15 protein-coding genes and 1 tRNA gene are annotated in these 14,140 nt (G+C 62.9%); 4 read left to right on the forward strand and 12 right to left on the reverse strand.

The window, feature by feature from the left end; genetic code table 11:
- The first annotated feature begins 42 nt into the window (after positions 1 to 42).
- A tRNA-Gln gene (locus tag X757_RS140660) sits at positions 43 to 117 on the forward strand.
- Positions 118 to 234: 117 nt separating this feature from the next.
- Here the strand turns inward: X757_RS140660 and X757_RS140655 are convergent.
- The 4 genes from X757_RS140655 to X757_RS140640 form a co-directional block, all read right to left on the reverse strand.
- Positions 235 to 543: a hypothetical protein gene (locus X757_RS140655; RefSeq protein ID WP_023670691.1), complete on the reverse strand. Its 309-nt coding sequence runs from the start codon at positions 541 to 543 to the stop codon at positions 235 to 237.
- Between the two features lie 1,230 nt (positions 544 to 1,773).
- Complete coding sequence (smc, locus tag X757_RS140650) at positions 1,774 to 5,232, reverse strand: chromosome segregation protein SMC (RefSeq protein WP_023727469.1); 3,459 nt, start codon at positions 5,230 to 5,232, stop codon at positions 1,774 to 1,776.
- 69 nt (positions 5,233 to 5,301) lie between these two features.
- Complete coding sequence (locus X757_RS140645) at positions 5,302 to 6,030, reverse strand: DsbA family protein (RefSeq protein WP_023692056.1); 729 nt, start codon at positions 6,028 to 6,030, stop codon at positions 5,302 to 5,304.
- Between the two features lie 167 nt (positions 6,031 to 6,197).
- A complete protein-coding gene (locus X757_RS140640; protein ID WP_023727470.1) occupies positions 6,198 to 6,704 on the reverse strand; it encodes a DUF721 domain-containing protein in 507 nt (168 codons plus the stop codon).
- Between the two features lie 50 nt (positions 6,705 to 6,754).
- On the opposite strand from X757_RS140640, the gene mutY reads away from it, so the two are divergent.
- Positions 6,755 to 7,876, forward strand: coding sequence for an A/G-specific adenine glycosylase (gene mutY, locus X757_RS140635; RefSeq protein ID WP_023727471.1), 1,122 nt, complete (start codon positions 6,755 to 6,757; stop codon positions 7,874 to 7,876).
- A gap of 22 nt (positions 7,877 to 7,898) precedes the next feature.
- A complete protein-coding gene (locus tag X757_RS140630) occupies positions 7,899 to 8,510 on the forward strand; it encodes an HAD family phosphatase (RefSeq protein ID WP_023668391.1) in 612 nt (203 codons plus the stop codon).
- 219 nt (positions 8,511 to 8,729) lie between these two features.
- On the opposite strand, the gene X757_RS140625 is transcribed toward X757_RS140630, so the two are convergent.
- Positions 8,730 to 9,863 carry a site-specific DNA-methyltransferase gene (locus tag X757_RS140625; RefSeq protein ID WP_023727472.1) on the reverse strand — a complete coding sequence of 378 codons (1,134 nt, stop codon included), beginning with the start codon at positions 9,861 to 9,863 and terminating at the stop codon, positions 8,730 to 8,732.
- A 189-nt stretch (positions 9,864 to 10,052) separates the two neighbouring features.
- Here X757_RS140625 and X757_RS140620 point away from each other — a divergent pair, with 189 nt between their 5' ends.
- Positions 10,053 to 10,739 (forward strand): HAD family phosphatase, encoded by a 687-nt coding sequence (locus tag X757_RS140620; RefSeq protein WP_023727473.1) that lies wholly within the window; start codon positions 10,053 to 10,055, stop codon positions 10,737 to 10,739.
- Positions 10,740 to 10,744: 5 nt separating this feature from the next.
- On the opposite strand, the gene X757_RS0134950 is transcribed toward X757_RS140620, so the two are convergent.
- From X757_RS0134950 to X757_RS140590, 7 genes are all read right to left on the reverse strand, one after another.
- Complete coding sequence (locus tag X757_RS0134950) at positions 10,745 to 11,176, reverse strand: DUF1801 domain-containing protein (RefSeq protein WP_245275122.1); 432 nt, start codon at positions 11,174 to 11,176, stop codon at positions 10,745 to 10,747.
- Complete coding sequence (locus X757_RS140615; RefSeq protein ID WP_023727474.1) at positions 11,148 to 11,648, reverse strand: DUF1801 domain-containing protein; 501 nt, start codon at positions 11,646 to 11,648, stop codon at positions 11,148 to 11,150. Before X757_RS140615 ends, X757_RS0134950 begins: the two co-directional genes overlap by 29 nt.
- A gap of 3 nt (positions 11,649 to 11,651) precedes the next feature.
- Positions 11,652 to 11,873, reverse strand: coding sequence for a hypothetical protein (locus X757_RS140610; protein ID WP_023668396.1), 222 nt, complete (start codon positions 11,871 to 11,873; stop codon positions 11,652 to 11,654).
- Between the two features lie 25 nt (positions 11,874 to 11,898).
- Entirely contained in the window at positions 11,899 to 12,291 is a 393-nt protein-coding gene (locus X757_RS140605; RefSeq protein ID WP_023716120.1) for a VOC family protein, read from the reverse strand.
- A gap of 57 nt (positions 12,292 to 12,348) precedes the next feature.
- Positions 12,349 to 12,774, reverse strand: coding sequence for an SRPBCC domain-containing protein (locus tag X757_RS140600; protein ID WP_023727475.1), 426 nt, complete (start codon positions 12,772 to 12,774; stop codon positions 12,349 to 12,351).
- Positions 12,771 to 13,094 (reverse strand): helix-turn-helix transcriptional regulator, encoded by a 324-nt coding sequence (locus tag X757_RS140595; protein ID WP_023668399.1) that lies wholly within the window; start codon positions 13,092 to 13,094, stop codon positions 12,771 to 12,773. The genes X757_RS140600 and X757_RS140595 overlap by 4 nt, the downstream gene beginning before the upstream one ends.
- Before the next feature lie 199 nt (positions 13,095 to 13,293).
- Positions 13,294 to 14,025 (reverse strand): hypothetical protein, encoded by a 732-nt coding sequence (locus tag X757_RS140590; protein WP_023668400.1) that lies wholly within the window; start codon positions 14,023 to 14,025, stop codon positions 13,294 to 13,296.
- Positions 14,026 to 14,140 lie beyond the last annotated feature (115 nt).

Here is a 14,140-nt window from a genome sequence, read left to right on the forward strand (position 1 = left end):
CTCGTCTTATAAGGCCGCGCGCAACGGGCAAAGCTCGCTTGCTGGGGCGTCGCCAAGTGGTAAGGCATCGGTTTTTGGTACCGACATTCCCAGGTTCGAATCCTGGCGCCCCAGCCAAATCACATGCCTTTGGAATCAATGATTTACCGACCTTGTCGATGGCTGCCGTCAGGAGCTATCTGACTCCCACGCGACCCCGACTCCGTTGACAGAGCCGGGGCCGTGCGGAGAGGATCAGTAATCGTTGTCGTCCTGGATGACGACGGGATGATGCCGATGATGTCGATAATAGCGATGATGGCTGCGCTCGATCGAGCCGGTCACGATGACCGTATCCCGGCGATGATGTCTGCGGCCGTGGTCGTAGAAGGCAACCGTGCCGTGTCTGCGGTGATGAAGGCGTTGACCCTGGTCATTGATGACCTTTACGCTCCTGTGATGATGTCGATGGTGGGTCGTGATGACCACGTCAGCTTCGGCTGCCGGAGCTATCGTCGGCATGGCAATGAACAGCGCCAAGGCGCTCACGATCATTGTTTTCATTGTAATATCTCCACCTGCTAATTATCCCTTCGCGGGGATAACCGCGTCCCATACCTTTGGTTCCGAGTAGCGTCGTCGGTCCACGGGCGCGATCAGTGACGGCTGCTCCCGTGCAACACGGCGTATCGAAAGAAGAAGTTGCGACAGCAGCTCCTGTTGGCAACTTCTGGCAAAGGCGCTCTTTCAAGCCGACCACCAGGGTTACGCCACTCGACAAAGCAGCGCTGCACAGGACCCTTCTATGTCGTCGCGTTCGATCTCCTGATCTGTGACGGGAAACACTTGTCTTGCGAGGAAGACCATCGGCACAATTTGTGAGATTTACGAGACCAATCAGGCCATTTCAGATCCCATAGGTCGGGCCGTCTCAGATCCCGTAAGAAAGTGCAAGGTAAACCACCGGCGCCAAGATCAGCAGAACCGCGATTCCGATAACCACTGCGATTGCCAGGCGCTCTGTTCGCCTGACAAGCTCAGCGACCTTGTCGTCGTCAGCCGATGGTATGAGGTCAAGAACGGAAGAAACTTCCGCAGGACTGTCGTTGTCGTTTGCGGGTCGGGTTGCGCCGTCACGCACAGATCTCTGGACAAAGGTCACTGTTAGCCTCGCTATTGAAACGCACGCCGTGGCGGTGTCACGACAATCGGGTGCCCGCTAACCTCTCAGGAATGGCGGGCACCCGATTGACCACCGATGAAGGGACTCATGCTCGGCAGCCCGGTTCCAATGTATCGGGAGGGCATAGGTTGCCCGCCTTCAGGCCTATGGCTCCGACGTCAGGACTTCAGTCATACCCTGTTCGGACCTTGGTCTGGCAATCGACGAAGCGATGGCCGCCATTTTGTTTCGACGCAGAAAATGCGGGAACATTAGTAGGCTCTTACGAGTTCACTCCCAGCAACTAATTCGGGAGAGATACGGTGAACAACATAATCTGGCTCATCGGAGCAGTCGTTATCGTGATTGCGATACTGAGCTTCCTGGGCTTCCGATAAACGTGGCAGCTGAATTGCGGTGGGAGCCTATTGCCATCTGCGCCTTGTAGGCATCGCTTTCGCGTTGGCCGGGCGCTTTGCATGTGGGCTTTGGCGTTCGCTCTCAGGTGGCGCTTAAATTCCTTCTCTTCGAACCTTACAGAATGCGCGTCGCAAGCAGGTCGCAAGGGCGACGGTCCTGTTGCAACAGTCGGATCGAGGCCATCGCCGACGAAATCAACAAAGCATGCTGCGTCAGCTCGCCTCGCGCATCGCCTCGGCGGCCTGCAGATCGACCGACACCAGTTGGCTGACGCCCTGCTCGGCCATGGTCACGCCGAACAGGCGGTTCATGCGCGCCATGGTGATCGGGTTGTGGGTGATGATGACGAAGCGCGTCTCGGTGGTCGCGGCCATTTCGTCCATAAGGTTGCAGAAGCGTTCGACATTGTGATCGTCGAGCGGCGCGTCGACTTCGTCGAGCACGCAGATCGGCGCCGGATTGGTCAGGAACACGGCAAAGATCAGCGACATCGCCGTCAGTGCCTGCTCGCCGCCGGACAGCAGCGTCATGGTCTGCGGCTTCTTGCCGGGCGGACGTGCCAGGATTTCGAGCCCGGCTTCGAGCGGGTCGTCGGATTCGATCAGCTGCAGTTCGGCCGTGCCGCCACCGAACAGATGCGAGAACAGCCGCTGGAAATGGCCGTTGACCACCTCGAAAGCGGCAAGCAGCCGTTCGCGGCCTTCGCGGTTCAGGCTCTGGATCGCTTGCCTGAGCTTGCGGATCGCCTCGATGATGTCCTCGCGCTCGGAGACGATGGTCTCCAGCCGGTCCGACAATTCCTTCTGCTCTTCCTCGGCGCGCAGATTGACGGCGCCGAGCCGCTCGCGCTCAACCTTCAGCCGGTCGAGCTGGCGCTCGATCTCGGCCATTTCCGGCATCGGGCTGTCGGCTTCCAGGCCAGTATGGCGAATGACCAGATGCGGCGGCGTGTTCAGCGTTTCCTGGATGCGCGCCTCGACCTCGAGCCGGCGCTCATCGGCGGCGGTCAATCGCTCTTCGGCGCGGACGCGGGTTTCGCGGGAATCGGCCAGCGACTGGATGGCCGCGGTGGCGGCCTTGTCCAGCTCGGCCTGCTTGTTCTCGGCCTCCTGCAAACGGTCGGCGGCCGCCTTGCGCAAGGTCTCGGCCTCGGTCAGCTGCGACAGCAGCGCGCGCCGCCTGGCGTCGATCTCGTCGGGGGCGTCGGCCAGCGTTTCGCGCTCGGCCTCGGCCTCGGCCCTGCGCTCGCCCAGCGAGGCAATCTGCGTCGAGGCGTTTTCGGCCCGCTGCAACCAGTTGCTGCGCTCGGCGCCGATGGCGTCGAGCCGGCGCGTGCGCGCCTCGGCTTCGCGGCGCAGGCCTTCATGGACGGCGCGCGCGTCGGCCAAGGTTGCGCGATCGCGGCTGACATTGGCGGCGGATTGTTCAAGCTGCAATTGCAGGTCGCCGAGATCGGGGGCGTCCTGCAGCAGCATTTCGGCCTCGGCGAAGGCGGCGGCCGTTTCTTCATGGCTGTCGACGATTCGCGCGCGCGCCTCGTCCAGGGCGGCGCGGCGGCTTGCCAGCTCGCCACCGGCCTTTTCGGCCTCGGCCAGCGCGCTGCGGGCGGCGTCCAGGCCGTGCTGGGCATCGCGCCCGGCCTGGCGGGCGTTGCGTTCGGCCTCGCTCGCCTGGCGGAGTGCCTGTTCGGCCTGGGCAAGGGCGGCTTCGGCCTCGCGCACGATCTGCGTCGCCTGTACCGCCTCGGCATCGAGCTCGGCCAGCCGGTTCTTCTGCGCCAGCCTTTGCGCGGCCGCGGTCGGTGCATCGGCGCTGGCGGTCAGCCCGTCCCAGCGCCACAGCGCGCCGTCACGGCTGACCAGCCGCTGGCCGGGGGCAAGCAGCGTCTGCAGGCGTTTGCCGTCGGCGGCATCGACGATGCCGATCTGCGCCAACCGGCGGGCAAGCTGCGAAGGCGCGCGCACCACGCTGGCGAGGCTCTTGATGCCTTCCGGCAAGGCCGCATCGCCTGGTTGAACCTGGCTTTCGCCCCAATGCACCGGCGCGCTGCGGTCGAGCGGCACGTCGAGGTCCTCACCAAGCGCAGCGCCAAGCGCCGTCTCATAGCCACGTTCGACGCTGAGCTGCTCAAGCACCGACGGGAAAAGATCGCCGCTGGCGGCATTGAGGATCTTGGCCAGCGTGCGCGCTTCGGTCTCGATGCCGGCGAGCTCCGACCTGGCGTCCTGCAGCGGCGGACGAGCGGCACTCTCGGTGGCGCGCGCCTCGGCGACCGCCTGTTCGGCAGCAATGGCGCCGGCCTCCGCTTCCTCCAACCGGGCGAGCGCGTCCTCGACCAGAGCACGTTTTTCGGCCGGGTCAGGCAAGCCCGCAACCTTCGACACAATCTCGGACAATTCGCGGTCGACGTCGGCCAGCTGGCGGGCAAAGCGGTCGCGGCGTTCGGCGTTTTCGCGCAGCGTGCGTTCGATCTGATTGCGCGCGGCGGCGGCCTCCGCTCGTTCTGCGGTCAGCGCAGCGAGCTTTGCTTCGCTCTGCGACAGCGTTGCGCCGGCCTGCTCGAAAGCGGCCCGCGTCGTGGCCTCGCGTTCGGCGGCGCCGGCATTTTCGGAGTTGAGCGTGGCTTCTTCCTCGCGCAGGCGCTCAAGAATATCCGCATTGTCGCGGACCATGCGCTCCTCGCGGGCGATGTCGCCGTCGAGCTGCTGCAGCCGGCGCTCGAGTTCGGCCTGGCGGGCGCGGATGCGGCCTGCCTCCTCCTCGATCTGCGCCTTGGCGATCGACAGCCGCTGGAAGGCGGCGGCAGCCGCGGCCTCGGCGTCACGCAGATCGGGCAGCCGGTGGGCGCCGATGCCTTGCTCCCGGGCGGCAGCCATCTGGGCGGCGGCGCGGTCGCCGACCAGAGCTGTGGCAACCGCCAGCGCCGACCGCGCATCGCCCTCCTGGGTCTTGGCCAGCGTCCAGCGCAGATGCAAGAGCGTGGCTTCCGCCTTGCGGATATCGGCCGACAGGTTCTTGAAGCGCGATGCCTGGCGCGCCTGGCGCTTAAGGCTTTCGATCTGGCTCTCCAGTTCGCCGACGACATCGTCCAGCCGTTCCAGATTCTGTTCGGCCGCCTTCAGCCGAAGCTCGGCCTCATGGCGGCGGGTGTGCAGGCCGGAAATGCCGGCGGCTTCTTCGAGCAGCGCGCGGCGCGCCTGCGGCTTGGCCTGGATCAGTTCGCCGATGCGGCCCTGTCCGACCATGGATGGCGAGCGCGCGCCGGTCGACTGGTCGGCGAACAGAAGCTGCACGTCCTTGGCGCGGGCTTCCTTGCCGTTGATGCGGTAGAGCGAGCCGGCTTCGCGCTCGATTCGGCGCGACACTTGCAATTCATCGGCGTCGTTGAAGGCGGCGGGCGCGGTCCGGTCGCTATTGTCGAGGAACAGCGTGACTTCGGCGGTGTTGCGGGCCGGGCGCGTTCCCGAGCCGGAAAAGATCACGTCGTCCATGCCGGACGCGCGCATGTTCTTGTATGAGCTTTCGCCCATCACCCAGCGCATCGCCTCGACAAGGTTCGACTTGCCGCAGCCATTCGGCCCGACAATGCCGGTCAGGCCGCGTTCGATGACGAACTCGCCGGGTTCGACGAAGGACTTGAAGCCGAGGAGGCGAAGGCGCGAAAACTTCATTCGCGCCTGCCTGGAAGGCACAAAGGTGCGCTGACGCCGAAGCGCAGTCGCTCCGGCGCCGCCTGGACGTCAGAGCAGAGGGTCGATGATGGCCGATATTTCCTCAATCGACATCGCACCTTTGTAGGTTTTCCCGTTGATGAAGAAGGTCGGTGTCGAGTCGACCTTGAATTCATCGGCGCCGCGCTTCTGGACTGATCTCACATCGTCCAGAAGTTTCTGGTCCGTCAAGCAGGCCTCGAAGGACTCCTGTGTAAAACCGGCGAGCTTGGAGATCTGCAGCAGCGCATCCTTGGTATTGTTGACGCCCACCCAGTTGGCCTGCTGCTTGAACAGCACGTCGACCATCGGGAAATAATTGTCCTTCGAACAGCGCGCCAGCATGAAACCGGCCTCGGCGCTCGGATCGAACGGGAATTCGCGCAGGATGTAACGCGCCTTGCCGGTGTCGATGTATTTGGTCTTCAACTCAGGGAAGGTGGTCGCGGCGAAATGCGCACAATGCGGGCAGGTCATCGAAGCATATTCGACGATGGTGACCTTGGCGTCATCCTTGCCGAGCTGCTTGTCGGGCAAAGCGCCGGGCTTCAGCAGTTCGGCCATGTCGACATTGCCGGAAGACTCCGGGACCTTGACGGCGGCCGGAGTGGCAGGCGTCGAAGCAGGCGCGGGAGCCGCAGGCTTCACATCCGCTGCTTTGGCATCCTCGCCTGAATCGCTGCATGCGGCGAGCATAGCCACTGCCGGAATGACGGCCAGCGAAGACAGGAGGTTTCTGCGGGACAAGCTACGGTTCATGCGAATCACCTGACTGTGGTTTGATTTTGCAACGCAAAGGCTAGAAAAGGCGAGAGTTGGCGGGAATTAAGGCATCGCCGTCCCCATTCCAATCGCCAAACTCTACATGCAGGATCACGAATGCGCGAGATAGATGACGCGTTCATGACCGACTGATTACCGGTTGATTACCTTGGCAGCTTCCTTTGGCCAAGAATTGTGGCGCCAAGACGCTCCAGCGAGGCGCGCAAGCCTTCATCCTCGATCTTGCCGACGGTATCCGACAATTTGGCCTTTTCGACAGAAGTCAGTGCTCTCGGCGTCGGTTTCGGCCGGGCTTTGTCCCTCAGCACCGGCTTTTGCACGATCCGGATCCTGCCGATCGCGTTGAAGCCGAGAAAGGCATTGACGCGGTTGATGATCTCGCCGGTCTCGTGCTGTAGGTGCAGCGCGGCCATGCCCTCGCAGGCGATGACCAGCACCGCCGGCTCGAACGGATCGTCCTCATGCATGCGGCGCGGCCACTGGATTTTTTCGGGGCGCGAATGGCCGGCGAGCCTGGGGCCGGCGATCTCTTCCCATGACTGCACCAGCCCGATCGAAATGCCGGCCCGCTTGCGCAGCACGGGGTCGAGGATCGCGGTCGCGAGATCGCTCACCGGAACGGGATTGCCGTAAGGCGTTCTCCCTGCCATGTACGTTCTCCAGCCACGCTCCTCACCAGCCTAGAGCCAGCCCGCGATCAATGGCACTGCACGAACAGACCCGCAAGGCCGCATCCGAACCAACTCTATCAGGAGAGATCGCCGCGCGTCTGCTTGCCTGGTATGACGCGCACCATCGCGAACTGCCGTGGCGGATCACGCCGCACGCGGCGGCCGGCGGTGCACGGCCGGACCCCTATCGCATCTGGCTGTCGGAAGTGATGCTGCAGCAGACCACGGTCGAAGCGGTAAAATCCTATTTTCGCGCCTTTGTCGAGAAATGGCCTGATGTGAAGGCGCTGGCGGCTGCGCCGGCCGAGGATGTGATGAAGGCCTGGGCCGGGCTCGGCTATTATTCACGGGCGCGCAACCTCAAGGCCTGCGCCGATCTGGTTGCGAGCCAGGGCGGCCGTTTTCCCGACAAAGAAACGGGATTGAGGGAATTGCCGGGGATCGGCGCCTATACGGCGGCGGCGATCGCGGCGATCGCCTTCGACCGTCCGGCGGCGGTCGTCGACGGCAATGTCGAACGTGTCATCTCGCGGCTCTACTCGATCGCAACGCCGCTCAGCGAGGCAAAGCCCGAGATCCGCGCGCTCGTCGAAAGACTGGTTCCGCAGACAAGGCCGGGCGACTTCGCCCAGGCAATGATGGACCTTGGCGCCACGATCTGCACGCCAAGACGGCCGCGCTGCATGCTGTGCCCGGTGCGCGAGGATTGCAGCGCCATCCTGTCCGGCGACCCCGAGCGCTTTCCGGTCCGCCTGCCCAAGGTCGACAAACCACTCAGGCGGGGTGCCGCCTTCGTCGTCGAGCGAGGCGACGGCGCCATCCTGCTGCGCAAGCGGCCTGACAAGGGCCTGCTCGGCGGCATGACCGAGGTGCCGACCACAGGTTGGACAGCCCGGATAGACGGCGCAACCACTTCGGAGGCAGCGCCCTTCGCTGCGGACTGGCGGCGCGCCGGAGAGATCGCGCATGTCTTCACCCATTTCGCGCTCGAGCTCGAAGTTTTTCACGCTCAAGTGAAAAGTGATGCGCCGGAAGGGCATTTCTGGTCGCTGGCCCATGACATTTCCGGTGAAGCGCTGCCGACGGTCATGAAAAAGGTCATCGAAGCAGCGATACCGGGCGCAACCAAAAAACACCGCCCAATTGACTAGCATTCGCTTTGAAAGGCCAGAAATGACTGAAATCCGCCATATCGTGTTCGACATCGGCCGCGTCTTGCTCCACTACGATCCGAACATTCCGTTCAGCCGCCTCATTCCCGATGCCGAAGAGCGCAAGTGGTTCTTCGACAATGTCTGCACGCATGACTGGAACATCGAGCAGGATCGTGGCCGGACGTGGGAAGAGGCGGAAGCGCTGCTGATCGCGGATTACCCGGATCATGCTGAAAACATTCGCAATTTCCGGCGCTATTGGAACGACATGGTGCCGCATGCCTATGAGGACAGCGTCGCCATCATGCTCGGCCTGATCGAGAGCGGCCGCGACGTGACCATGCTGACGAACTTCGCCGCCGACACGCTTGCCGAGGCAAGACTGCGCTTCGATTTCCTTAGCCGCCCGCGCGGCGTGACCGTGTCGGCCGATATCCGTGAGATCAAGCCCGACCGCGCCATCTACGACCATCACGTGGTCGCGTTCGGCCTGGAGCCCTCCGCCACGCTGTTCATCGACGACAGCCCCAGGAATGTCGACGGAGCCAGGGCGGCTGGCTGGAATGCTGTGCTGTTCACAGATGCAAAAACGCTCAAGGCGGACCTTGAGCGGTATGGCATCGCGACCTGAGCTACGCAGAGGGGTCGAGGTAGCGCTTTATGGCGCCCCCCTCTGCCCTGCCGGGCATCTCCCCCACGAGGGGGGAGATTGGCAGCCTCGCCGACGGCTCTTTCTTACAACGTTGAAGGTTGGCGAAAACAATGAAGCGCGCGATCTCCCCCCTCGTGGGGGAGATGGCCGGCAGGCCAGAGGGGGGCGCCGTAGGGCGCCGACCTTTATGTGGTAGCGTCAGGCCCCTGCCCGCTCCATGCCGAGCCTGGCGATGCGGCGCAGTTCGTCGATCGGGGTCAGGCCGCCCGAGCGCTCATAGTGCCAGAAGGTCCAGCCGTTGCAGGCGTCCAGGCCCTGCACTTCGGCGCCGATCTTGTGGATCGAGCCGGCGCTGTCACCGATGGCAACCGTGCCGTCGGCGCGTACCTTGGCCGACCAGCGCTTCTTGGCATCGTAAAGCGTGGCGCCGGGCTGCATAAGCCCGGTATCGATGAGGCTGACAAAGGCGACGCGCGGCTCGGCGCGCTTGCCGGTGAGCACGGCGAGATCGGCGCTTTCCAGCGGCCGCACCGCATCGATGCGCTCGTTGGCGGCGTCGATATAGGCCTGTTCGCGCTCGATGCCGACGAAATGGCGGCCAAGCCGCTTGGCCACGGCGCCGGTGGTGCCGGAGCCGAAAAACGGGTCGAGCACGATGTCGCCCGGCTTGGTCGAGGCCATCATGATGCGGGCGAGCAGCGCTTCCGGCTTCTGCGTCGGATGCAGCTTGTCGCCATTGTCGTTCTTCAGCCGCTCGCCGCCAGTGCAGATCGGGAACAGCCAGTCGGAGCGCATCTGGATGTCGTCGTTCGATGCCTTCATGGCTTCGTAATTGAAGGTATAGCCCTTGCCCTTCTGGTCGCGCGAGGCCCAGATCATGGTCTCATGCGCGTTCTGGAAGCGGCGACCGCGGAAATTCGGCATTGGGTTGGTCTTGCGCCAGACGACATCGTTGAGAATCCAGAAGCCGAGATCCTGCATCTTGGCGCCGACGCGGAAGATGTTGTGGTAGGAGCCGATGACCCAGATGGTGCCATTCGGCTTCAGCACGCGGCGTGCCGCCAGGAGCCAGGCGCGGGTGAAGGCGTCATAGGCCTCGAAACTCTCGAACTGGTCCCAGTCATCGTCGACGGCGTCGACCTTGGACTGGTCGGGCCGGTGCAAATCGCCGTCGAGCTGCAGATTGTAAGGCGGATCGGCGAAGATGACGTCGATGGATTTTTCCGGCAGCCGATCGAGCGCGGCGACACAATCGCCCTTGAGGATCGTGTCCAGCCACTCGGATTGCTGGGGGGCGTGGGAGAGGTCGGCGACAAGACGCACGGCAGACATTTTTACACCCAAGGCACGCGTTACTGTTTACTCCCCGTTATGGTTACCGATCAGCGTAAATATTCGGTGAAGGACGCAACGGGCCAAGCAGCCCTGACGTCGTCAATTTGCGCAGCCCGGCCCGTTGGTGTATGTCGCGCCGCTTGAGCCTTGCCGGGCCTCTCATCACCCTCCCTCGTTCGGATTGCCATGCCCCAGCCAGACCTTGTCATCTTCGATTGCGACGGCGTGCTCGTCGATTCCGAAATCATCGCAGCCCGCGTCGAGGCCGAATTGCTGACCTTGGCCGGATATGAAATCTCGGCCGAGGAATACGCCGAAACCTATGCCGGACTGACCTTCAAGGACATCATGATGCGGGTCGAGGCAAAATCCGCGATCCCGTTCCAGGCCTCGATGATCGACCGGGCCGAAGAGCTGGTTGACCACAAACTGCGCAGCGACGTGCGCGCCATCGACGGCGTGCGCGAGGCGGTCGCCGCGGTCACCGCGCCGCGCTGCGTCTGCTCGAACTCACGCTTGGAGCGGATCGAGTTCATGCTGGAGAAAGTGGCCCTGCTGCCGTTCTTCGCCGGCCGGATTTTTTCAGCGCTGGAAATACCAAGCAAGAAAACCAAGCCCGCGCCGGATGTGTTCCTGATTGCGGCGGAGCAACTCAACGCCAATCCGGCAAACACCTTCGTCATCGAGGATTCGGTGCACGGCGTTACCGGCGCCAGGGCCGCTGGCATGCGCGTGATCGGCTTCACCGGCGCCGCGCACAGCTATCCCGGCCATGCCGATGTGCTGACCGAAGCCGGCGCCGAAACCGTCATCCGCCGCTGGGCCGAACTGAAAAGTGTGATTGCCGCTCTGTCGGAGTGGTCGGACGCCTGAACCGATCAGTCCTTGGCTTTGGCCGACTGAGCCGGTTTCTTCTTAGCCCTGTTGTAGGCAATCGCGGCGCGGACGAGCGCTTTCAGCGCATCCGCATCGATCACGTCGCCCTCCGACACATCGATGGCGCGCCACACCTTGCCGTTGAGCCCGTTGTTGAACAGCCTGTCGGGATCCGGCAGGCTGGCGCCGTGAGAAAAGGTCAGCTTCACCTTGTCCTTGTGAGCGTTGCCGACGGCGATCATGCCGTCGCGTGACCATACCGGGCTGCCCATCCACTTCAACTCCTCGATGATTTCCGGGTCGGCGTCGAGGATGGTCTTGCGCAGGCTGGCCAACGTCTTGCCCCGCCAATCGTCCAGCTCCCGGATTCGGGCATCTATCCGCTCGGAGGCAGAGGCGCCTCCCTCATCCTTGCTCGACATGCTGATCTTCATGGTCTGCCTCCGTTCGCATCTTATTGCCGGGCATTCGGCTGGCCTGCTTCACCCAGGAGGCGAAGCGGGCTTCGTCGATCTCTTCGCCTTCATGGATGTCGAGATAGCGCACTTCCTTTTGCCTGGAACCGCCGGGAGGCACAGGATCGAGCGACGTGCCGCGAAAGAAGGCGACTTTGACGTATCTGGTGAAGCAATGCAGGCTGAGGAACCAACCCTCGCCCTCGATGCCATAGAACGGTGAGTTCCACTTCACCGCCTTGTAGACGCCGGGGACGGCGCTGACGATAAGTGCGTCGATCCAGCGCCCGACATCGCTTTTCCAGCCCGGCATGGCAGCAATATATGCCTGCACCGGAGCGTCCCCATAGGCCTTCGGGATCTGCGGGTTGCCGCCCGAAAGCAGGACCGGCTTTTCCGGCTTGTCTGGGGCCGGTTTTGCGACCTTCGATTTTCCCGGCGCCTTGGCCATGTCCTACCCTTGCGCGCCCTGCTCGCCACGCGATCTCGCGACGTAAGGCAGCACGAACATATAGAGGCCGCTGAACAGCAGCAGGAATAGCGGCAGCAGCGGCGAATAGACCACCCAGGCCGGAGGTTGCCCGAACGCCATGGTGATGAAATTGGCTGCCACGGTCAGCGTGAAGATGATCGACAGCCAACGATGGGTTTGACGTATCCATTTGCTCAAGTTCATTGCAACTTCCTCTTGAAACCAGCGCCTACCAACGCGCCAGTTGGGTGATCTGGATGAGATTGCCGCAGCTGTCGTTGAGCTGGGCGATAGTCGAGCCGGTCACTTCTGTCGGCGCCATGGCGAACGCACCGCCGCGTCCCTTGATGCGCTCGTAATCACCCTTGACGTCGTCGGTGAACAGCATGAGCGCGGGCTGCCCCTGCTTGAAGATGGCCTGCTGGTAGGCCTTGGCGGCCGGGTTGTCGTTGAGCGCCAGCTGTAGCTCGGCTCCCTCGGGCTCATCGGGTGAGATGACGGTCAGCCAACGAAAAGGCCCATTGCTGAAGTCGACCTTCACGGCAAAGCCCAGCACGTCGGTGTAGAAGCGCAGTGCGTTGTCCTGGTTGTCCACATAGACGCTGGTCAGCTTGATCTTCATCGATTTCCTCCTTTTTGCATTCGGTGCCCCGCGATCAGGGCATGGTACCGGCAGGCTTCAATCCGGCTTCGCCAGGACCTGCTCCAGCTTGGTGAGGAATTGCTGCCACCCGGCCCTGGCGCCGCCATAGGCCTGCTTCTGGCTCGGATGGAAGCCCGACTGCTCGACGCGCAGATGGGTTCCCGAGCTCGTGGGTGTGAGCGTGAACGTCACCACGCTCTTCAGATTGTAGGCGGCATCCTCATGCGCAAAATCCCAGCTGTAGGACAGCGTCCTGTTTTGCTCGATGGCCAGCACCTCGCAGTCGAGCACGCCGCCCCAGTCGCCGCGAAGATTGAAGCTGTGGCCGACGACAGGCTTGAAATCGTTCTTCATGAGCCATTCCTCAATCAGATGCGGCTGCGTCAACGCGCGCCAGATCTTCTCCGCCGGCCAGGATATTTCACGTTCGACGACGACGGTGCGCAGCTCGGGATTGCTCACTGGTCCATCCTTTTCAGCAGGCTCTCGAGATCATCGAAGCGGCTCTCCCAGAATCCAGTCATTTGAACTGTCCAGTCGGTCAGCGGGCCAAGTGCCGCGGGCTGGGCGCTGTAGTGGGTCTGGCGTCCGGCGTGGCGGTCACGCACCAGGCCGGCCAGCTTCAGGACGCCGAGATGCTTCGACACCGCTGGTTGCGAGACCCCGGACTGCGCCGTCAGCGCCCCCACGGTCTGCTCACCTTGGCGGCACAAGCGCTCGAAGATGGCCCGCCGAGTCGGGTCGGCAAGCGTTCTGAACAAAGTATCGTGGGCGTCCGGCATCGGGATCAATAACCTGCGAGCTATTGATTGACGTATAACCGCCGGGATATGGATGAGTCAAGTGCGCTGGCGGAATGGATCGAGATTAAAGCGCAGACGCGACCTGCCGCAGGCGCACGCCTGCAGGATTACGATCGGATCGTTTGGATCTTTCAAAGAGTTGACCGGCACCGTCGCAGCAGCGACGGCGCCCAGGCGCTTAGTTCGTCGCGGGAGCGCGCTTCTTTTTCTTGCCGGACTTCTTGTCCGCCGCCGCCGGCGCGGTGTCGTCATAGCCGGCATAGACAGTGTAATCCCGGGCGGAGGGTTCGGGCACGACGACGTTGGGATCGGTGAACACGAATTGGGTGGCGGTCGAGGGATCGCTGACCTGGATCTGATAGGGGTGAATTTGCGAATAAAGCACGTCGGGGCCGTGCATGACGGCAATGCGGATCGGCATGGTGATGGTGCCGGGGGCGAACAGCGGTCCCGGCACGATCTTGCCGGCAACGCCAACCTTCATCGTCAACTGGCCGTTGGCACGGCTGCAATCGCGGCTCACATCGCTGATCGAGGCCTGGTAGATGATCTTGGCCGGATCCTTGTTCGGATCGACGATGGAGCCGTCAGGCGCCGTCTGCGCGGCGGCAGCGGCCTCGGCATCCTGTGCCGCATCAGCCTTTTTCTTTCTCGGCTGCGGCGCGCCCTTGGCGTAGGTATTGAAGTAGGCGGTGCCATCGCGCACCGTCACTTTCGGGCAGTAGGCCTGCAACTGGCTGGCGAGAACCTTGGGATCCTGCGGCGGTATTGGCGCATTCGGGTCGGTCTTCTTGCCGAAACCGAGATTGAGGATGCCATTGTCGCTCGATTGGCAACCGGCGGCGGCAAGCATAAAGCCGGTGAGCGCCAGACCCGCGACAAAGCGACGGTTGAACTTGTGAAACGCCATGAAACTGCACTTCCCTCTCGCAAAGTTGGTGACGTATAGCAACGCCACGGCAAAAATGCGACTGAGCCGGCTCGGAAAATTAACCAATTGCCGTGGATGAACCGGCGGCAGCAAT

Origin of the sequence: Mesorhizobium sp. LSHC412B00, from assembly GCF_000503035.1 — a bacterium.
Taxonomy (GTDB): Bacteria; Pseudomonadota; Alphaproteobacteria; order Rhizobiales; family Rhizobiaceae; genus Mesorhizobium.